The 19920-nt window shown below is 72.7% G+C and carries 17 protein-coding genes; 6 read left to right on the forward strand and 11 right to left on the reverse strand.

Features of this window, described 5'->3' with window-relative positions; translation table 11 throughout:
• Positions 1-195: 195 nt before the first annotated feature.
• From J3A75_RS34900 to uraD, 3 genes are read left to right on the forward strand one after another with little or no spacing between them, the layout of a single operon-like run.
• Entirely contained in the window at positions 196-1449 is a 1254-nt protein-coding gene (locus J3A75_RS34900) for a urate hydroxylase PuuD (protein ID WP_024827477.1), read from the forward strand.
• 40 nt (positions 1450-1489) lie between these two features.
• Positions 1490-2446 (forward strand): allantoinase PuuE, encoded by a 957-nt coding sequence (gene puuE / locus J3A75_RS34905; RefSeq protein WP_024827476.1) that lies wholly within the window; start codon positions 1490-1492, stop codon positions 2444-2446.
• A complete protein-coding gene (gene uraD, locus J3A75_RS34910; protein ID WP_053621538.1) occupies positions 2443-2952 on the forward strand; it encodes a 2-oxo-4-hydroxy-4-carboxy-5-ureidoimidazoline decarboxylase in 510 nt (169 codons plus the stop codon). Before puuE ends, uraD begins: the two co-directional genes overlap by 4 nt.
• Before the next feature lie 10 nt (positions 2953-2962).
• Here the strand turns inward: uraD and J3A75_RS34915 are convergent, their stop codons facing one another.
• The 6 genes from J3A75_RS34915 to J3A75_RS34940 all read right to left on the reverse strand — a co-directional run bounded on the left by J3A75_RS34915 (position 2963) and on the right by J3A75_RS34940 (position 11187).
• Positions 2963-3892: a LysR family transcriptional regulator gene (locus J3A75_RS34915; protein ID WP_076729945.1), complete on the reverse strand. Its 930-nt coding sequence runs from the start codon at positions 3890-3892 to the stop codon at positions 2963-2965.
• Between the two features lie 129 nt (positions 3893-4021).
• On the reverse strand, positions 4022-5038 hold the full coding sequence (locus tag J3A75_RS34920) for a hypothetical protein (RefSeq protein ID WP_089231010.1): 1017 nt from the start codon (positions 5036-5038) through the stop codon (positions 4022-4024).
• Between the two features lie 25 nt (positions 5039-5063).
• Positions 5064-6395 carry a cytochrome c gene (locus tag J3A75_RS34925; protein ID WP_209651289.1) on the reverse strand — a complete coding sequence of 444 codons (1332 nt, stop codon included), beginning with the start codon at positions 6393-6395 and terminating at the stop codon, positions 5064-5066.
• Between the two features lie 8 nt (positions 6396-6403).
• Positions 6404-6949 carry a (2Fe-2S)-binding protein gene (locus tag J3A75_RS34930; RefSeq protein ID WP_012329913.1) on the reverse strand — a complete coding sequence of 182 codons (546 nt, stop codon included), beginning with the start codon at positions 6947-6949 and terminating at the stop codon, positions 6404-6406.
• A complete protein-coding gene (locus J3A75_RS34935; RefSeq protein WP_209651290.1) occupies positions 6946-9783 on the reverse strand; it encodes a xanthine dehydrogenase family protein molybdopterin-binding subunit in 2838 nt (945 codons plus the stop codon). The genes J3A75_RS34930 and J3A75_RS34935 overlap by 4 nt, the downstream gene beginning before the upstream one ends.
• Before the next feature lie 12 nt (positions 9784-9795).
• On the reverse strand, positions 9796-11187 hold the full coding sequence (locus J3A75_RS34940; RefSeq protein WP_012329915.1) for a nucleobase:cation symporter-2 family protein: 1392 nt from the start codon (positions 11185-11187) through the stop codon (positions 9796-9798).
• Positions 11188-11627: 440 nt separating this feature from the next.
• Here J3A75_RS34940 and J3A75_RS34945 point away from each other — a divergent pair, with 440 nt between their 5' ends.
• Entirely contained in the window at positions 11628-12986 is a 1359-nt protein-coding gene (locus J3A75_RS34945) for an 8-oxoguanine deaminase (RefSeq protein WP_058607729.1), read from the forward strand.
• A gap of 211 nt (positions 12987-13197) precedes the next feature.
• Here J3A75_RS34945 and bhcD read toward each other — a convergent pair whose 3' ends face one another.
• From bhcD to bhcA, 4 genes are all read right to left on the reverse strand, one after another.
• Positions 13198-14163 (reverse strand): iminosuccinate reductase BhcD, encoded by a 966-nt coding sequence (gene bhcD / locus J3A75_RS34950; RefSeq protein WP_209651291.1) that lies wholly within the window; start codon positions 14161-14163, stop codon positions 13198-13200.
• 150 nt (positions 14164-14313) lie between these two features.
• Entirely contained in the window at positions 14314-15471 is a 1158-nt protein-coding gene (gene bhcC / locus J3A75_RS34955; protein WP_058621109.1) for a 3-hydroxy-D-aspartate aldolase BhcC, read from the reverse strand.
• 34 nt (positions 15472-15505) lie between these two features.
• Positions 15506-16465 (reverse strand): beta-hydroxyaspartate dehydratase BhcB, encoded by a 960-nt coding sequence (gene bhcB / locus J3A75_RS34960; RefSeq protein WP_029357832.1) that lies wholly within the window; start codon positions 16463-16465, stop codon positions 15506-15508.
• A gap of 11 nt (positions 16466-16476) precedes the next feature.
• On the reverse strand, positions 16477-17667 hold the full coding sequence (gene bhcA / locus J3A75_RS34965; protein WP_029357831.1) for an L-aspartate--glyoxylate aminotransferase BhcA: 1191 nt from the start codon (positions 17665-17667) through the stop codon (positions 16477-16479).
• Between the two features lie 187 nt (positions 17668-17854).
• Here bhcA and bhcR point away from each other — a divergent pair, with 187 nt between their 5' ends.
• Positions 17855-18703 (forward strand): HTH-type transcriptional regulator BhcR, encoded by an 849-nt coding sequence (gene bhcR, locus J3A75_RS34970; protein ID WP_029357830.1) that lies wholly within the window; start codon positions 17855-17857, stop codon positions 18701-18703.
• A gap of 26 nt (positions 18704-18729) precedes the next feature.
• On the opposite strand, the gene J3A75_RS34975 is transcribed toward bhcR, so the two are convergent.
• A complete protein-coding gene (locus J3A75_RS34975) occupies positions 18730-18990 on the reverse strand; it encodes a hypothetical protein (RefSeq protein WP_029357829.1) in 261 nt (86 codons plus the stop codon).
• A gap of 257 nt (positions 18991-19247) precedes the next feature.
• On the opposite strand from J3A75_RS34975, the gene J3A75_RS34980 reads away from it, so the two are divergent.
• Positions 19248-19880, forward strand: coding sequence for a phospholipase A2 family protein (locus J3A75_RS34980; RefSeq protein WP_012329923.1), 633 nt, complete (start codon positions 19248-19250; stop codon positions 19878-19880).
• Positions 19881-19920: the final 40 nt, after the last annotated feature.

Here is a 19920-nt window from a genome sequence, read left to right on the forward strand (position 1 = left end):
AGGAGCACGCGGCGGGGGCTCGGACAACCCGGAAAGCGCCCGGCATTTTCCGAACGATTTTGAAGGTCCTTGGCGCCGGGTCGGGTCGCTGCCGGCCCCGGTTCCGGGCACACCCGGGGCAGCGGCTCGGGCCGAACCACGAGCCGCGATCGAGGCCGAACCCGGCCCTGTGACAGATCGCGGAGGATCCGTCCCATGTATCCGATCCTGCACGAATGGGGCGGGTTCCTCATTCGATGGACCCACGTCGTCGCGGCGATCGCCTGGATCGGCGCGTCGTTCTACTTCATGCATCTCGACGCCAGCTTGCGCGCCATTCCGGCAATCCCGACCGGCAAGGGCGGCGAGGCCTGGGAGGTGCACGGCGGCGGCTTCTACCAGGTGCGCAAGTATCTCGTCGCGCCCGACCGCGTGCCGGAGCACCTGATCTGGCACAAGTGGCAATCCTACGCGACCTGGCTGTCGGGCTTCTCGCTGCTGTGCTGGGTCTATTACGGTCAGGCCGACCTCTACCTGATCGATCCGGCGGTCCGCGTGATCACGCCGATGACCGGGGCGGCCATCGGCCTCGGCGCCCTCGCCCTCGGCTGGCTGATCTACGACGGGCTCAACCGCTCGCCCCTGGCCAACCGGCCGCCGCTGCTCGCGGCCGCCGTGTTCCTCACCGTGGTCGCCTTCGCGTACGGCTTCCAGCAGGTCTTCTCCGGCCGGGCCGCGATGCTGCACACGGGCGCGGTGATCGCGACCTGGATGACCGGCAACGTCTTCTTCGTCATCATGCCCAACCAGCGCAGGGCGATCGCCGAGCTGGTCGCGGGCCGGGTCCCGAACCCCGCCTGGGGCAAGCAGGCGAAGAATCGCTCGTCCCACAACAACTACCTGACGCTGCCGGTGCTGTTCTTCATGCTGTCCGGCCATTACCCGATGGCGTGGTCCTCACCCTACAGCTGGAGCATCGTCGGCCTCGTGGTGATCGCGGGCGGCGTGGTCCGGCACTACTTCAACGTGCGCAACGCCGGCGGGGGCGACCGCTGGTGGACCTGGGGCGTCGCGACGGCCTGCGTGGCGGCGGCGGTGGCGATCAGCGTCGCCTCCTCGCCGGGCGCCCGCGAGCGGATCGGCCTGTCGGCCGCCGCCGAGCCGGCCTCGGCCCCGGCGATCAGCCTCGCGGCGGCCGGGACAGGCGCCCTCGAGGGCCCCGCGGTCGACGACGCCGTGATGGCCGTGGTCGGGACGCGCTGCGCCATGTGCCACGCCGCCGAGCCCCTGTGGCCGGGCATGACGGGCCCGCCCAAGGGCGTGCTCCTCGACAGCCCCGAGCACGTCGCGCGCTTCGCGCCGGCCATCCGCCTGCAGGCCGTCCTGACCCACGCGATGCCGCCCAACAACATCACCGACATGCAGCCCGAGGAGCGGGCGGCGCTCGCCCGCTGGCTGACCGCGCGATAACCGTCAGGCCCCGCCTCCGGCCCCACGCAGGATCCCGCCCGTGACCGCACCGCATACCGACGGCCCCCCGCGCGACTTCGTCGGCTACGGCGAGACGCCGCCCGACGCCCGCTGGCCCGGCGGCGCCCGCGTCGCCGTCCAGTTCGTGCTGAACTACGAGGAGGGCGGCGAGCGCTCCGTCCTCGACGGCGACCCCCACGCCGAGATCTTCCTCTCCGAGATCGCCGGGGCCACGCCGTTCCCCGCCCGGCACATGAGCATGGAGAGCCTCTACGAGTACGGGGCGCGCGCGGGCGTCTGGCGGATCCTGCGCCTGTTCCGCGAGCGCGGTGCGCCCCTCACGGTCTTCGGCGTCGCGCAGGCGCTCGCCCGCAACCCGGCCGCCGTGGAGGCCTTTCTCCGCGACGGCCACGAGATCGCCGGCCACGGCTGGCGCTGGCTGCCCTACCAGGACGTCCCGGAGGCGCTCGAGCGGGAGCACCTCGCCCGCGCGGTCGAGACGATCCAGCGCCTGACCGGGGAGACGCTGCTGGGCTGGTATACCGGCCGCGACAGCCCGAACACCCGGCGGCTCGTGGTCGAGCACGGCGGCTTCCTCTACGATTCCGACAGCTACGCCGACGACCTGCCCTACTGGGTGCAGGTCGCCGGCCGGGACCACCTCGTGGTGCCCTACACCCTCGACACCAACGACATGCGCTTCTCGGTCCCCGGCGGCTTCCCGTCGGGCGACCAGTTCTTCGCGCACCTGCGCGACGCCTTCGACTGCCTCTACGAGGAGGGGGCGAGCGCCCCGAAGATGCTGTCGATCGGGCTGCATTGCCGCCTCGTCGGGCGCCCCGCCCGCCTGCCGGCCCTCGCCCGGTTCCTCGACCACGTCCTGGCCCGGCCCGACGTCTGGGTGACCCGGCGGATCGACATCGCCCGGCACTGGGCGGCCCACCATCCTCCCGGCGCCCCGGCGGCGGGACCGACCCCGGAGAGGACGATCCCGTGATCACCGTCGCCGCGCTCAACGCGCTCGCGCGCGACGCCTTCGTGGACCTCCTCGCCGAGGTCTACGAGCATTCCCCCTGGGTCCCCGAGGCGGCCTTCGACCGCGGGCCCTTCGCGGCGCGCGCGGACCTGCACGCGGCGATGGAGGCGGCGGTGGCCGGCGCCGACCGGGTCCGTCAGCTCGCCCTCCTGCGGGCCCATCCCGAGCTCGCCGGGCGGGCCGCCCAGCGCGGCGAGCTCACCGCGCATTCCAGCCGCGAGCAGGCCGGAAGCGGCCTGCTGAGCGGCCCCTCCCCGGAGGTGGCGCGACTGCAGGACCTCAACCGGGCCTACGCCGAGCGCTTCGGCTTCCCGTTCATCATCGCGGTCCGGGGCCTCGACCGCGACGCGATCCTCGCCCGGCTGGAGCAGCGGCTCGGCAACCCGCCGGAGGCCGAGCGGGCCGAGGCCCTGCGGCAGGTCGGACGGATCGCCGCCCTGCGCCTGGAGGCCCTCGTCGCGGACTGACGCGCCCGCGTCAGACCGCCCGGGCGCCAACCAGGGCGAGCTGCTCGCTCACGTGCTGGCGCAGCGCCTCGTGCGTCATGTCGACGAAGGTCTTGGTCCGGGCCGACAGCATCTTGCGGGACGGGTAGAGCAGGCCGAGCGTCACGCTGGTCGGCGGGGTGTGCTCCAGGACCTGCACGAGCCGGCCCTCGGCGAGGTGCGCCGCGACCTCGAACAGCGGCTTCAGGACGATGCCCTCGCCCGCGAGCGCCCAGGCGGTGAGCGTGTCGCCGTCGTCGGCATCGATATGCCCCGCGACCGGCAGGGTCACGGTCTCCTGCCCGTCCACCAGGGTCCAGCGGAACTGCTCGGAGCCGGGATAGCGCAGCAGCAGGCACTCGTGCTGCAGCAGGTCCGCCGGCTCGGCGGGCGCGGGGTGCTCGGCCAGGTAGGCCGGCGCCGCGCACAGCACCCGGTCGATCTCCGCGACCTTGCGCAGGGTGAAGGTGGAGTCGCGCATCTGCGACAGGCGGATCGCGACGTCGACCGCCTCCTGGACGAGGTCGAGGAGGTGCTCCGACAGGCGCAGGCGGAGATCGGTCTCGCCGTGTCGGGCGCGGAAGCGCGGCACGAGCGGCGCGACGACCCGGCGGCCCAGACCGAGCGGCGCCGTCACCTTCAGCACCCCGCGGGGCACCGCGCCCGCGGTCTCGACGCTCTTCTCCGCCTGCTCCACCGCCGCGGTGATGTCGAGGCAGCGGTCGTAGAAGATCCGGCCGGCCTCCGTGAGGCTCATGCGCCGCGTCGTGCGGGTCAGCAGCAGGCAGCCGAGATGCTCCTCCAGGGTCTGGATCCGGTAACTCACCACCGACGGTGACAACCGGAGCGAGCGGCCGGCCGCCGAGAAGCTCCCCGTCTCCGCCGAGCGTAAGAAGATGCGGATGCTCTCGAGGGACATCATGCGTCGAGATCTTCAGACGCATCCGGAAGCTGTCAACGAAATTTCCCGGGCGCGTTCGGACACTGCGCCGGTCGTCTCCCGGCCGCGAGGGCTGCGGCGGCTCGGCAAGGGGCCCGACCGCGCCGTCCCTCAGAACACGTGGAAGGCGACCCCGGCGAGGAAGCTCTTCTCCTCGGTGCCCTTGAAGGTCGCGGTCTCGACGTTCCCGAACTTGTTGTGCCAGTACTGGAAGCCGACGAAGACATCGACCCGGTTGGGCCGATCGTAGACGAGCTTGCCGAGGTCGAGTACGAGATTGGTGCGCGACAGGACTTCGAGCCCGCGGGGCGGGTTGAAGGCGAAGGCGGCCGGGTTGCGGACGCCGCGCCCCTTCGGCAGCACGATGTTGTTGAAGCCGACGAGGCTGAGCGGCAGCCCCGTGAAGGTCAGGGGAAAGCTGTAGACCAGTTCGAATTCCGGAACTGTGTCGAAGCTCTGGTCGCGGTCCGGCTGGAGATTGAACCCGTTCCGGTTCCATTCCTTGTAGGCTTGCACGGAGAGGTTGAGAAAGCCCGCCGGCACGTCGAAGGCGAAGTTCAGGCCGCCGACGATGTCGCGCTTCTTCGAGCCGAAGGCGTCGTTCTGGGCGTTGGCGTCGAAGCCGAAGGCGAGGGACACCTCCTTGACGAGGCCGGGAACGGTGAAGGCCTTCGTGCCCGTGAGCGCGTTGAGGCTCAGCGTGCCGCGGTACAGCCCGTAGGCTTCGGTGTTGCCGTAATCGGCGAAGAACGGGGCGGCGACGGAGCCAGGCGCGTTGGTGGTGCCGGCCGGGAACTGGGATCCGGACTTGAGGATGTCGAGGGAGAAGAAGTTCGTCCCATAGGCCCAGGCATCGGCGTGGGAGATGTTCAGGATCTGCTTGGGCGCCTCGCGGGAGACGAAGCTGCCGTCGGGGCGCTGGATCTGGACGCCCGGCGAGACGGTGGGGAACTGGTAGCGGTAGCTGATCTGGGTGTCGGCGAAGAGGAAGAACGGGCCGTCCTCCACCACCGTCGTGGCCTCGGGTGCCACCGGCGCCGACGACGCCGTCCCGAGGTCCTGCGCCCCCGCCGCGCACGTCATCCCGAGCGGCAGCAGTGCGGCCGCGATCCGACAAGCCATGGTCATGTCCACCCCCTCCTCCCGGCCGCCTTCAGTTCGAAGCGTCGGCCCGCAAACCCGCGCGCTGGCGCGCGACCTCGTTCGGCGTGACCGCCTGACCCTGCCCGCCCCACTCGGCCCGCATCCAGGTCGCGAGGTCGGCGAGCGCCGCGTCGTCGATCAGGGCGGCGAAGGGCGGCATGGCCTCCATGCGCTCGTTGCCCGGGAAGCGCTGCGCCGGGAGCCCAGCGAGGATCGCCCGCAGGAGGCCGCCCGCGCCCGCGACCCGCATCGCGGCGTTCGTCCGCAGCGGCACCGAGACGTGGGGAATCCCCTCCCCCGCCCCGCCGTGGCAGCCGGCGCAGAGGCCGGCGTAGCTGGCCCGTCCGCGGGCCGCGACCGCCGCGGGGATCGGCGCGGGGGTGGCGGCGACGGGCGTCTCGGGCTCGGCCGGCAGGGCGTCGCGGTCGAACAGGTAGGCGGAGAGCGCCGTAAGGTCGGCCTCGCCCATGTGCTGCGTCGAGAAATGCACGACGTCGAACATCTGGTGCGTCGCGCCGCCCTGGGCCGAGAGGCCGCTGCGCATGAACCCGACGAGCCCGTGCGGGGTGAAGCCCATCCGCGCGAGGCCCGCGGGGGTGATGTCGGGCGCCTCCACGCCCTCGATCGTGGCGCCCCGATAGGCGGCGTCGGCGCGCAGGGCCTGGATCGCATTGCGCGGCGTGTGGCACTCGCCGCAATGGCCGAGGGCGTCGGCGACGTAGCGGCCCCGGTTCCACAGGGGAGAGCGGCCCGGATCGGGCGCGGCGACCGTGGCCGGCAGGCTCAGGAGGTTCCAGGCCGCCAGGGTCCAGCGCTGGTCGAACGGGAAGGCGAGGGTGTTGGTCCTGTTCTCGATCGCGACCGGCGCGCGGGTCATCAGGTAGGCGTAGAGCCCGTCGACATCCTCCGGCGTCAGGCCGCGGTACGACGTGTAGGGCATCGCCGGGTAGAGGTGGCGGCCGCCCGGCGCGATCCCGTCGCGCAGGGCCCGGTGGAAGTCGGCGCGGCTCCAGCCGCCGATGCCCTGCGGGCTCGGCGAGATGTTGGTGGCGTGGATCGTGCCGAAGGGCGTCTCTAGCGGAAGGCCCCCCGCCCAGGGCGCGCCGCCCCGGGCGGTGTGGCAGGCGAAGCAGTCGGCCGCGGCGGCGACCTTGGCGCCGCGGGGGGCGAGGCCGCGCAGGGCCTCCGCGCTCAGCGGGGTCTCGACGTCGCGCGCGACGACGCTGCGCTCCAGGGCGCCGGAGGCGACGAGGCCGGCCGCCGAGACGGCGACCGCGAGGGCGGCGGCGAGCCCGGCGCCGACGCGCCGTGCGGGGGTGGTGAGGAGGGACGGGATCCGCACGGCGCGCCTCAGGCGGTCACCAGACCGGGGGTCGCCAGCACGAGGTCGCGCACCGCCTGATGGTAGCGGACGTAGCCGGTGCAGCGGCAGATGTGGCGGTCGAGGGCCTCGGTGACGACCCGCTCGACCTCGTCGCGGCGGATCGGCTCGCGGCGCAGGCGCTCGATGAGCACGCTCGCCCCGGTGACGAAGCCCGGCGTGCAGTAGCCGCACTGGAAGGCGAAATTCTCGATGAAGGCCTGCTGGACCGGCGAGAGCACGACGGTGCCGTCCGGCGCGGTGCGGGCATGGCCCTCGACGGTGCGGATGCTCCGTCCCTCGAACCAGTGGGCGCCGGTGATGCAGGCGCGCATCTCCCGCGGGCCGGCCGCCTCCTCCAGCATCACCGTGCAGGCGTGGCAGATGCCCTGCCCGCAGCCCATGCGGCTGCCGGTGAGGCCCAGCCACTCGTGCAGGACGTCGAGCAGGCTCGTGCCGACGGGGACGGGGATCGGACCGACCGCCGCGCCGTTCACGCGGAGCGAGAGGTCCTTGATCTCGATGGCGGCGCTCATGCCAGTGCCTCGCGGATGCGCTCGGGCCGGATGGGGAGTTCGTGGAAGCGGTGGCCGATCGCGTGCGCGACGGCGTTGGCCAGCGCCGGGACGACGGCGATCATCACGACCTCGGCGATGCCCTTGGGCGGGTCGGTCTCGGAGAGCGGCGGCAGGATCTCCACCGTCTGGTTCCACGGGGCCACGTCGCGGGCGCGGGGGAGCTCGTAGCGGTTCCAGTTCCACGTGCCGTCGCCGGGGCCGTCCTCGTAGAGGGGCAGCACCTCCTTGAGGGCGTGGCCGATCCCCATGGCGAGGCCGCCCTGCACCTGGCCGGAGACCAGCGCGGGCACGATCTGGCGGCCGCACTCGAGGATCGAGTGGTGGGACAGGATCGTCACGTCGCCGCTGGCGGTGTCGACCGCGACCTCCGCCAGGGTGGCCATCGGCGCGTAGTAGGTCGTGCCGACATTGTTGCGCTGGGTCGGCGGGTAGAAGACCGCCGCCCGGGGCACGAAGTGCCAGCCCGCATCCGCCATCAGGGCGCGGCGCTCGGGCGGGGCCCCGGCGCCGTAGCGCACCGCCAGGGCGTCGATCGGCAGGCGCGTCCGGCCCGTTGCGGGCAGGTCGAACTCGGCCTCGGCCCATTGCCAGCGGTTGAAGGTGTGGAGGGTCACGCCCACCGGCAGCCCGAGCCGGTGCGCCTCGGCGGCCACCGCCTCCAGGGACAGCGGCGGCAGGCCGCCGCCCAGCACTTGCCCGTCCACCAGCCGCAGCTCGTCGCGGGCGACCACGTGGTAGGAGGCCAGCGCCCCGCCGCCGCCGCCCCGCGCCCAGAGCGCGCGGGCGGCGGGCCAGACGGCGTGGTCGACGAGGAACCGCGCGGCCGTCCGGGTGGCGTGGCCGAGGTAGTAGGCGGAGTTGGTCGCGCTCATCGGCGAGGCGAAGCGCGGCGTCCAGCGGGGGTTCTGCGCCCGGCGGTCCTCCTCCTCCTGGGACGTCGTGTAGGGCTGGTCGGAGGTCTCGAGGGGCATCTCGGGCCAGCGCACCACGCCGAACGCGGTCTCGCCGGGGACCCGGCCGAGGATCTCGGCCACCATGACCGCCTGCGAGGTGGTGACGCCCGGGCCCATCTCGTGGGCGACGTGGCGCAGGCTCAGGCGGCCCCGCGGGTCGAGCTCCAGCGACGCGACCGCCGCCTCGGCGCCCGTGCCGTAATCCTTGTGCACCTGCGCGAAGCCGACGCCGTAGCGGCGGCCGGGATGGGCGGCCTCGTAGGCGGCCTTGCGCGCCGCCCGGTCCCGCCAGAGCGGGTGCGCGGCGGCCTTCGTCAGGATCTCCGCGTTGCGCAGCGCCCCGGCCGGGACCGCGCCCTGGCTGTTGCGCTGGCCCGAGCGGAGCACGTTGCGCAGGCGCAGGTCGATCGCGTCGATGTCCAGGAGCGCCGCCGCCTCGTCGACCATCATCTCGGTGGCCGACATGGTCTGGAGCGTGCCGAAGCCCCGGGTCGATCCGGCCTCCACGGCCCGCGAGGCCAGGGCGATCGCCTGGAAGTCGCTCTTCGGCAGGTAGTAGATCGACTGCGCCGCGGTGGCGCCGACGAAGGAGACCGCGACGGAGTAGTTGGGGCGCCCGCCGCCGTCGCAGGCGAAGCGCCCGGTCATGGCCCGGAACCGGCCGCTGGCCCGGTCCACCAGCAGGACGGTGTCCATCCGGAAGGCGTGGCGCTTCAGCCCGTTCTGGAACTGCTCGAACCGGTCGTTGGCGAGGCGCACCGGCCGCCCGCCCGCGTAGAGCGCGGCCACGACGCAGAGGAACGGGAAGATGTGGTGGTCCTTCGTCCCGTACCCGACCGTGTAGCCGACCTTGAGATCGACCTCCCTGAGCGGGAACCGGGACTTCGAGACCAGCGCGGCGGCGGCCTCGGCGACGTCGTAGGGCGACTGCGTCGCCATCATCAGGCGCAGCGTGCCGGTGGCCGGATCGTACCAGACGTTGCCGTTGTCGGCCTCCATGGCCGAGGCGTCCGTCGAGTGCGACCGGTAGGTCCGCCGCATCACCAGGGCGTCCGCGCCGGCGCCGTCGATCTCGGCCGCGATGGCGGCCGCCGCCGCCATGCCCCGGGCGACGGGACCGTCGTCGCCGGCTTCCGGCCAAGCGGGCTCGTCGCCGGAGAAGCCGGCGAAGATCGGGGACTGCTCGAACGGCGAGAACCGGTCGGGCGCGTCCGGCGCGTCGCCCTCGATCCGCACCCAGCGCGAGGCGCCGTAATGGGCTGGCGGCCTGGGACCGGTCTCCGCGCCGTACCGCACGACGTCGTCGGCGAAGCGCAGGGCGCGCTTGGCCGCGGCGAAGCGCGGGAAGTCGTCGTAGATCAGGATCGCCACCGGCTGCCCCAGCAGCCGCGGCGTCTCGCCCTGGGGCACGAGGAACCAGTCGCCGAAGAAGTCGGCGTGCGGGACCGAGACCCCGTCCGCCACCAGGTCATCGTGCCGGACGATCCGGTCCGGCCGCAGGGAGGCCGGGAGCCGCGACAGGTCGAGGCCGGTGAAGCGGCGGTCGGCGCGGGTCGCGGCGACGAGGAAGGCGTGGGCTTGGCCGTCGGGCCAGCCGGCGAGGTCGCGGGCCCGGTAGTCGCGGGAGAAGGTCTTGGCGCCCGTGACCTTGGCGACGGCGTCGAGGCGGTAGCGGGGCCGACCCGGCGCGGTCCACGGGGAGCCGGCGGACAGGCCGGTCTCGGCGAGCCGCGCCCGGGCCGGGGGCGCCAGGAAGGAGACCTTCACGGCGACGCTCGCCGCCGCGCCGGCCTTCAGGAAGTGGCGCCGCGAGAGCGCCCCGATGGTCTCGGTCGACATGACGTCTCCCCTTCAGGCCCGGTCCAGGACGGCCGCGTGCGCGAAGTCGGGCTCCGCGTCGGCGGCGCGGTGCTCGGCCCCGGCACCGAGACGGTCCGAGTTCAGCAGCAGGTTCAGGACGATCGCGCCGATGGCGCCGAGGGTGATCCCGCTGTGCAGGATCGGCCCGGCCCAGTCCGGCGCCGTGGCGGCGAAGAGCTTCGGCGCCGCCATCGGGATGAGGCTCAGGCCGATGCTGACCGCGACGACGATCTGGTTGCGGCGGTCCCCGAGATCGGCGCCGCTCACGATCTTGAGCCCCGCCGCCGCGACCATGCCGAAGATGACGATGCCGGCGCCGCCGAGCACGGCCGGCGGGATCGACGCCACCGCGAAGGCGACCTTGGGCAGGAGGCTGACGCCCAGGATGATGAAGCCCGCCGCGACCGTGACGTAGCGGCTGCGCACCCGCGTCATGTTCACGAGGCCGACGTTCTGCGAGAACGAGGTGTGCGGGAAGGTGTTGAGGCAGCCCGCGATCAGCGTCGAGAGCGAGTCGGCCATCAGGCCGCGGGTCAGGGTCCGCTTGTCCACCGGGCGCCCGACGATGTCGCCCACCGCCAGGAACATGCCGGTCGACTCGACCAGCGTGACCATCATGACGATGCACATCGCCGCCACGGCCGTCAGGTGGAAGGTCGGCCAGCCGAAGTGGAACGGCGTGACGAGGGCGATGAGCGGGCGCTCGGCCAGCCCGTCGAGGCGGAACAGGCCGAGCGGCCAGGCGAGGCACAGGCCCGCGACGAGGCCGATCAGCACGGCGACGTTGGCGACGAAGCCGGTGGCGAAGCGGCTGACCACCAGGATCACCGCCAGGACGAAGGCGGCGACGCCGAGATGGACCGGGGCGCCGAAATCGGCGGCCCCGAAGCCGCCGCCCGCCCAGTTGATCCCGACCGGCAGCAGCGTGACGCCGATGATCAGGATGACCGTGCCGGTGACCAGCGGCGGGAAGAAGCTCGCCAGCTTGGAGAAGAACGGCCGGAGCAGCAGCCCGAACACCCCCGCCCCGATGGTCGCGCCGAAGATGCCCGGCAGGCCGATGGTCGGGTCCTGCGCCATCGCCACCATCGGGCCGACCGCCGCGAAGCTGACGCCCATGATGACCGGCAGGCGGATGCCGAAGATCCCCAGGCCGAGGGACTGGATCAGGATCGCGATGCCCGTCACCAGCAGGTCGCAGTTGATGAGGTAGGCGACCGTCTCGGTCGGCAGGTTCATCGCCGCGCCGAGGATGAGCGGCGGCGCCACCGCCCCCGCGCTCATCACGAGCACGTGCTGCATGCCGTAGGCGAGGAGCTTGGGAAGCGGCGGGATCGCGTCGACCGCGTCCACCTCGCGCGTTGTCCTGTCGTGAGACGTCATGGGCGTGTCCTCCGCCAGCCGGGACCTGTCGAGGCGTCGTCCCGCGATGGTGTCGTCAGGGACCCGGCAGCGGTGGCCGGACCTCTTCCGGGTCCGGGCCGCCAGGAGCGGGTGTGGGGCCAGTCGCAGGGCGGGCCGTGGCGGCACGCCCGGGCGCGGGGGAGCGGGCTCTCGGCGGCCGCTCCGGGGTCATGCGCTGCCGACTTGGCTGGCTCTCAAACCTTGCATGGCTGGCCGCGAATGCCATGCCGGGATTTCGGAAGCAGTTTGCGAAAAATCGCCAAGGTGGCCGGTGGCTGCTGCCGTATGCTGCGGCCCGCTGACGGCCCCGAGACGGTGCGCCCGGCACGGCGTTCCTGCTGCCATAGGGCGGCATCTGGCCGTGGGGAGGCGGCGCGGCCCATCCGGCGCGGCCTCCAGGGCGCACCCGGAGAGACGCGATGACCTCCCTGCTGCTGACGAACGCCGACATCCTGGTGACGATGGACGCGCAGCGCCGGGAGATCCCCGGCGGCGCGGTCTACGTGGAGGGCAACCGCATCGTCGCCGTCGGCCCCGCCGCCGAGGTGCCGCAGCGGGCCGATACCGTCCTCGACATGCGCGGCCACGCAGTGCTGCCGGGCCTCGTGAACACCCACCACCACATGTACCAGACGCTCACCCGCGCGGTGCCGGCCGCGCAGGACGCCGAGCTGTTCGGCTGGCTGAAGGCGCTCTACCCGATCTGGGCCCGGCTCACGCCGGAGATGGTCCGCGTCTCGACGCAGACCGCGATGGCGGAGCTGATCCTCTCGGGCTGCACCACGTCGAGCGACCACCTCTACATCTACCCGAACGGCTGCCGGCTCGACGATTCCATCGAGGGCGCCGAGGAGATCGGCATGCGCTTCCACGCCGCCCGCGGCGCGATGAGCGTCGGGGAGAGCGCGGGCGGTCTGCCGCCGGACTCGGTGGTCGAGGACGAGGCGGCGATCCTCGCCGACACGCGCCGTCTGATCGAGCGCTGGCACGATCCGGAGCGCTTCGCCATGCGCCGGATCGTGGTGGCGCCCTGCTCACCGTTCTCGGTGAGCCGCGGCCTGATGCGCGACGCGGCCGAACTGGCCCGGCACTACGGCGTCTCGCTCCACACCCACCTCGCTGAGAACGACGACGACGTCCGCTACAGCCTGGAAAAATTCGGAATGACGCCGGCGGCGTACGCCGCCGACCTGGGCTGGACGGGCCCCGACGTGTGGCACGCCCACTGCGTCAAGCTCGACCGCGCCGGCATCGCGCTGTTCGGCCGGACCGGGACCGGGGTGGCGCACTGCCCGTGCTCCAACATGCGCCTGGCCTCGGGCATCGCGCCCATCCGGCAGATGCGGTGCGAGGGCGTTCCGGTCGGGCTCGGCGTCGACGGCTCGGCCTCCAACGACGGGTCGCACATGCTGGGCGAGGCGAGGCAGGCCATGCTGCTCGCCCGCGTCGGCTCCGGACCGGCGGCCATGACGGCTCGCGAGGCGCTGGAGATCGCGACGCTCGGCGGCGCGAAGGTGCTGAACCGGGACGATATCGGCGCGCTGGCCCCCGGCATGGCGGCCGACATCGTCGCCTTCGACCTGCGGGGTCTCGGCATGGCGGGGGCGCTGCACGACCCCGTCGCCGCCCTCACCTTCTGCGCGCCGCAGACGGTAGCCTGGAGCGTCATCAACGGGAAGATCGTGGTCCGCGAGGGCCGCCTGACCACCCTCGACACGAAGGCGCTGGCCGCCCGCCACAACGCCCTCGCGGCGGCCCTGGTGCGAGACGAGGCGTAGGCCGCGCCCCTCCCCCGCACAGGGACTCGCGGATCCAGACATCGGGTTCGGCAGCGCGACTTCACGATCGGGCGCGGGTCCCCACTAGCGCACGGGGGGGGCGTCGCGCTCCCGCATCAGCGTCGCGATCCGCTGGAGATATGATCATCGCCATCCGCAGAGCGGAGACAGAACCGGGCCCCTCACCCGTGGGCGGCGCCCGTCGAGCCGGTCAGAAACCCACCTCGGTCGCCAGCCCCTTCGCCAGAGCACGGTCGACGGCCACCGCGGCGACCGCGAGGTCCTGCAGTCCGACCCCGGTTCCGTCGAAGACCGTGATCTCGGCGTCCGACACGCGGCCCGGATGATCGCCGTTGATCACCGCGCCGATCTCCACGATGAAATCCGCGGCGAGGAGCCCCCGCGCGACGGCGTGCTGCGCCTCGCCGAGGCTGACCGACTGCGCGACCTCGTCGGTGAACACCGTCGCGGCGGCGAGCAGTTCGGCCTCCACCTCCTGCTTGCCGCGCGTGTCCGTCCCCATGCAGGCGACGTGCGTGCCCGGCCGGACCTGCGCGGCCTTCAGGATCGGCGCGAAGGAGGACGTGATCGTCACGACGACGTCGGCCTCGGCGCCGAGGCGGTCGAGGTCCACCACCTCGAACGGCACGCCGCGCTCCCGCGCCACCGCCTCCATCCGGCCGAACATGCCGGGATGCAGGTTCCACGCGAGGACCCGCTCGAACGGCCGCTGCACCAGCGCCGCGCGCAGCTGGAACGCCGACTGGTGGCCCGCGCCGATCATGCCGAGCACGCGCGCGCCCTCGCGAGCGAGGTGCCGGATGGAGATGGCGCAGGCCGCGGCGGTGCGGAGCGCCGTGAGGAGGTTGCCCCCCACCACGGCCCGGCAGCGCCCGGTATCGGCGTCGAACAGGAACACCGTCGACTGGTGGTTGGTCAGGCCCTTCGCGGCGTTGCCGGGCCAGAAGCCGCCGGCCTTGAGCCCGAGCGCGAGGCTGTCCCGGTCGAAGCCGGACTTGAAGCCGTAGAGCGCGTCGGCGTGGCCGATGGCTTCCCGGACGACCGGGAAGTTCCCGGCCCGCCGCCGCGCCATGGAGGCGAAGACCTGCTCGACGGCGCCGAAGCACTCCGCCTCGGTCAGCAGCCCGTCGATCGCGTGCTCGGGAACGATGATCATCGCGGATGTCTCCTCGGTTCGTGAGCCGTCGTATCGCCTCCGTCATCGCGGGCGGAGCCAGGCGCCCCAGGGCAGCGGGCCCTTTTCAGGCGCGGCGCGTCCCCGGATCGCCGCGCTGCGCCCGCAGCGACGGAGTGTGTGCAGCGCGAGTCAGTAGGCCTTGCCGCGGGCCGAGACCGGCCAGAGCGTCTCGACCCGGCCGTTGCGCACGCCGACGTACCAGTCGTGGACGTTGCAGGTCGGATCGCAGTGGCCGGGGACGAGGCGCAGACGGTCGTTGACCTTCAGCCTGCCTTCGGGATCCTCGATCACCCCGTGCTCGTCCGAGCACTTGATGTACGTCACGTCGTCGCGGCCGAAGACGAAGGGCAGGCCGGAATCGACCGACTGGACCTTCAGGCCCGCGTCGCAGATCGCCTTGTCGGCCTTGGCGTGGCTCATCACGCTGGTGAGGATGAACAGGGCGTTCTGCCACTCGCCCGCGTCGATGCGGTTGCCGTCCCGGTCGCGGATGCGCCCGTAATCGGCGTCCATGAACGCGTAGCTGCCGCATTGCAGCTCGTTGTAGACGCCGGATCCGGCCTCGAAATAGTAGCTGCCGGTGCCGCCGCCGCTGACGAGTTCCGGCTCGAGTCCCACCCGGTTCAGCGCCGCGACGGCGTCGCGCACCTGGGCGATGGCCGCGTCGAGCTTGGCGCGCCGTTCCTCGTAGCCGTCGATGTGCTGCATGGCGCCCTGGTAGGCCTGGAGCCCCGCGAAGCGCAGGTTCGGCGCGGCTTGGACGGCCTGGGCGATCGCCACCACCTCGGGCGTCGTCCGCACGCCGCAGCGGCCGGCGCCGCAATCGATCTCGACGAAGCAGTCGACCTGCGTGCCGTGCCTCTGCGCCGCCGCCGAGAGTTCGGCGACGTTCGCCACGTCGTCGAGGCAGACGATGATGCGGGCGCCGTGGCGCGGCAGCCGCGCCAGCCGATCGATCTTGCCCGGGTCGCGCACCTGGTTCGAGACGAGGATGTCGGTGATGCCCGCGCGGGCGAAGACCTCCGCCTCCGAGACCTTCTGGCAGCAGACGCCGCAGGCGCCGCCGAGGCTCTGCTGGAGCTTCAGGATGTCCACGGACTTGTGCATCTTGCCGTGGGCGCGGTGGCGCATCCCGTGCGCCCTGGCGTAGTCGCCCATCTTGCGGATGTTGCCTTCCAGCGCGTCGAGATCGAGGATCAGGCAGGGCGTCTGGATCTCGTCCTCGCGCATGCCGGGCAGCGCCGGGACGTCGAAGCCGACTTCGAGATCGGCCGTCCGGGCGTTCATGTGCCGGGCGTTCAGCTGCATTGTAAGCCTCCCATTATTGCCAGGGCAGCGCGTCGAGGTCGACGTTCCCGCCCGTGATGATCACGCCCACCCGCTTGTTCGCGAAGACGGGGCGGTTCTTGAGCACCGCCGCCAGGGCGACGGCGCTCGACGGCTCCGTGACGATCTTCAGCCGCTTCCAGATCAGCTGCATCGCCGCGACGATCTCGGCCTCGGAGACCGTGAGGATGTCGGCGACGTGGTGGCGGACGAAGTGCCACGTGAGGTCCTTCAGCGGCACCTTCAGCCCGTCGGCGACCGTCACCGGCGCGTCGTCCGCGATGATCCGCCCGGCCTTCAGGCTGCGATGGGCGTCGTCCGCCTGCTCGGGCTCGGCCGCGTAGACGGCGATGTGCGGGGCGAGCCCGGCCAGGGTCAGGCAGGTGCCCGACACCATGCCGCCGCCGCCGATCGGGGCGATCACCGCGTCGAGATCGGGGACCTGCGCGATCAGCTCGCGGGCGCAGGTCGCCTGCCCGGCGATGACCCGGGGATCGTTGTAGGGGTGCACGAACTCCGCGCCGGTCTCGGCGACGACCTCGGCGAAGACGGCCTCGCGGGAGGAGGTGGACGGCTCGCACTCCACCACCCGGCCGCCGTAGCCGCGCACGGCGTCCTTCTTCGCCTGGGGCGCGGTGCGCGGCATCACCACCGTGCAGGGGATGCCGCGCCGGCCCGCCGCGTAGGACAGGCAGGTGCCGTGGTTGCCCGACGAGTGGGTCGCCACGCCCCGGGCGGCCTGCGCGTCCGTGAGGCTGAAGACGGCGTTGGAGGCACCCCGCGCCTTGAAGGCGCCGGCCTTCTGCAGGTTCTCGCACTTGAAGAACAGCTGCGCGCAGGCCGCCTCGTCGAGGAGCCGCGAGGTCAGGACCGGTGTCTCGTGGATGTGCGGCCGGATGCGCGCGTGGGCAGCCAGAACGTCGTCGAGGGTGGGCGTGATCAGGGCGCTTTCCATGGCGCTCCCCCTCAGGCGGCCGCGCGCAGGCCGGCGGCCGGGGCGCGGCGGTACACCGCCTGCGCGGCCGCGACCCCCGATCCCAGCTCGATGCGCAGGCCGAGATCAGCCATCGCCATCTCGGCCGCGGCGATCCCCGACAGCGCCATCACGTCCGTCAGGCTGCCGAGATGGCCGATGCGGAAGACCTTCCCGGCCACTTCGCCGAGCCCCACCCCGAAGGCGACGTCGTAGTGGCGCGCCGCGTGGGTGACGATCCGCGTGGCGTCGAAGCCCTCCGGGGTGCGGATCGCGCTCACCGTGTCCGAGTAGAGGTCCGGGCGCGCGGCGCACAGCTCCAAGCCCCAGGCGGCGACGGCGGCGCGGATGCCGTCGGCGATGCGGCGGTGCCGGGCGAAGACGTTGTCGAGCCCCTCGGCCAGGAGCAGTTCCGTCGACAGCTTCAGGCCGTTCAGGAGGCCGACCGCCGGCGTGTAGGGGTAGGCGCCGTTCGGGTAGCCCTTCGCCATGTCGCGGACGTCGAAATAGGTCCGCGGCAGCGTGGCCGTCGCGGTGGCGGCCATGGCCCTCGGCGAGAAGGCCACGATGGCGAGGCCCGCGGGCAGCATGAAGCCCTTCTGCGAGCCGGTGACGGCGACATCGACGCCCCACTCATCCATGCGGAAATCCATGGAGGCGATCGAGCTGACGCCGTCGACCAGCAGCAGGGCCGGGTGGCCGCTGGCATCGAGGGCGCGCCGCACGGCGGCGACGTCCGAGCGGACGCCGGTCGCCGTCTCGTTGTGCGTGACGAGCACGGCCCGGATGCGGTGCGCCGTGTCGGCCGCGAGGGCCTCGGCGAAGCGGTCCGCCGGAAGACCCTCCCCCCAGGGGGCCTCGATCACACGGACATCGAGGCCGTGGCGGCGGGTCATGTCGATCCAGCGATGGCTGAACATGCCGTGGCGGGCGGCCAGCACAGCGTCGCCGGCGCTGAGCGTGTTGGAGAGCGCGGTCTCCCACCCGCCGGTCGCCGTCGACGGGAAGACGAACACTTCGGCGTCCTGGCTCTTCAGCACCGTCTTCACGCCGGCGAGCGCCGGGTGGAGGATCTGCGCGAACAGCGGCGAGCGATGATCCAGCGTCGGCATGTCGGCCGCGCGACGAAGCACTTCCGGCATATTGGTCGGGCCGGGAATGAAGACGGGATTCTGTGCGAACATCGGCGGCGCTCTCCTCCAATACGCGGACGATAGCACCGCCCCCGCCGCATTGATATTTTTTTGAAAAAGTTTTTCATTATAGCGCAGGCCCTGAAAACGCGCGTCGCGGCAGAGGCTTATCTTTTTCCGTTGAGAGAAAAAATTTTCCACTCTACGGAAGGCGGGGACCGGGAGGGGCGAGGACGCCATGGATACGGGAAACCGGCGGCGCGGGCGGCCGAAAGGGTTCGGCGGCGCCAAGCCCACGGCGACCATCCAGGCGCTCGACCGCGCCCTCGATGTCCTCGACGTTCTGGCGGGCGGCGACGGGCTGACGCTCTCCGAACTGGCCGGGAGGCTCGAGCAATCCGTCGCGACCATGCACCGGGTCCTCGCGACGCTCGAGCGCCGCGGACTCGTCGAGATCAGCGCCGACAAGCAGGAGTGGCACGTCGGTGCGGAGGCCTACCGGCTCGGATCGGCCTTCCTGCGCCGCCACAACGTCGTCGAGCGGAGCCGGTCGATGATGTGGACGCTGATGCAGGAGACCGGCGAGACCTCCAATCTCGGCGTCGAGAAGGACGGCAACGTCCTGTTCGTCAGCCAGGTGGAGACCCACGAGACGATCCGCGCCTTCTTCCCGCCGGGATCCCTGTCGCCGCTGCACGCGTCGGGCATCGGGAAGGCGCTGCTGAGCACCTACGCGCCGGCCCGGACCGAGCGCCTGTTCCGGGGGAGGACCTTCGCGCGCTTCACCGACAAGACCATCGGCTCGCTGGACCAGCTGCGCGACGACGTCGAGGCGACCCGCCGCCGGGGCTACGCGATCGACGACGAGGAGCGGAGCATCGGGATGCGCTGCGTCGCCGCCCCGATCCTCAACGTCCACGGCGAGGCCATCGCGGGGATCTCGGTGTCGGGGCCGACGCACCGGCTGTCCGACGAGAAGCTGCGCGCGATCGGCGAGCGGGTGCGGAGAGGCGCCGCCGCGGTCTCGCGCGCCCTCGGCGCGCCCGCCGCGACGACCGAGGCGCCGGACGAGCCCGACCGGGACTGACCAGTGGGGCTCCGGCGCGGAGCGCCCTAGCGCTCGCGATGCGGGCGGCGCGGATCGGCGATTCCGACCGTCGGCGGGCGTCTGCCGCCGGCGTCGAGAATACCGGCGCGCCCGTCCGGCGCCGTGCGCGGATCCGCGACCGCCGCGCGGCCCTGGAGGCCCCCGGGAGCCGTGACGGCCGGGATGCCGGCGGGGGCCGTGAAGCTCTGCGCCAGGGCGGGCCCGGACAGGGCGGGCCCGGAGAGGCCGATCCCGATCAGGGCGCCGATCAGTAGACGAGAGGTCATGGCGGCGGTCCAGCTCAGATCTGTCGCCGGGATCAGCCCGGCCGCGTTCCTCGAGATGTGGGATCGGCCAACCCGCGGTCCAACACGCGGCCCGACCCGCCAGCCAGACACCCGTGCGCCCGCGCACGGCACCGAACAGCCCGGTGCCGCCCCCGGCCGCGCGACGCGCGTACAGGGCCCCGTAACCGGGGTGGACGAAATTCCGGAACGGGAAAGCCGAGCTTTGAGTTGAGGGGCCGCTGAATCGGGGGCCAACCGTGAGACCGTCTCTCCTCGCAACGCTCGGGCTGCTGCTCGTCGCCTGCCCGCACCCGTCCAGGGCGCAGGATGTCCGCGATCCTCAACGTGTCCAGAGCGTCCAGCAAGACGTGCAGGACGTCCGGGGCCTGCCCGCCGCCACCGTCGAGCCGGGCGAGCCCCGCCCGGGACCGCCCCCGCCGCTCCCGGACATCTCCGACCCGAACGGCCGGGCCGGCGAGGCCCTGAACGAGCCGGGCGAGCGCTCCGGCATCCCGAAGGCCCTGCGCTCCTCCGGGTCGAAGGCGGGCGGGCCGGCCAACGACCTCAACCCGAGCGGCCGGGCCGAGGCGCCGGCACCGCCGAAGGGCGACCTGGGCCGGGTCATCGCCGGCAAGGAGCTGTTCCACGGCAATTACTGCGGCACGGGGCAGCGCGGCGAGGGGCTGCCGCCGACCGACGCCCTCGATGCGGCGTGCATGCGCCACGACGCCTGCTACGACACGGCGGGATACCGCTCGTGCGCCTGCGACGCGGCGCTGAAGCGCGAGGCCTCCGCCGTCTCGGACAGCCCGAACGCGGCGCTGGAGGTGCGGCGCCGGGCGCTGAGCGTGATCGAGGCCGCGACCGCGATGGCGTGCCGCGCGCCCTGAGAGCCGCGCGCGGCCGGCGGCCGTCGCCGGGGCTGCCGCG

The sequence above is a fragment of the Methylobacterium sp. PvP105 genome (genome assembly GCF_017876975.1).
In the GTDB taxonomy this organism is placed as follows: domain Bacteria; phylum Pseudomonadota; class Alphaproteobacteria; order Rhizobiales; family Beijerinckiaceae; genus Methylobacterium; species Methylobacterium radiotolerans.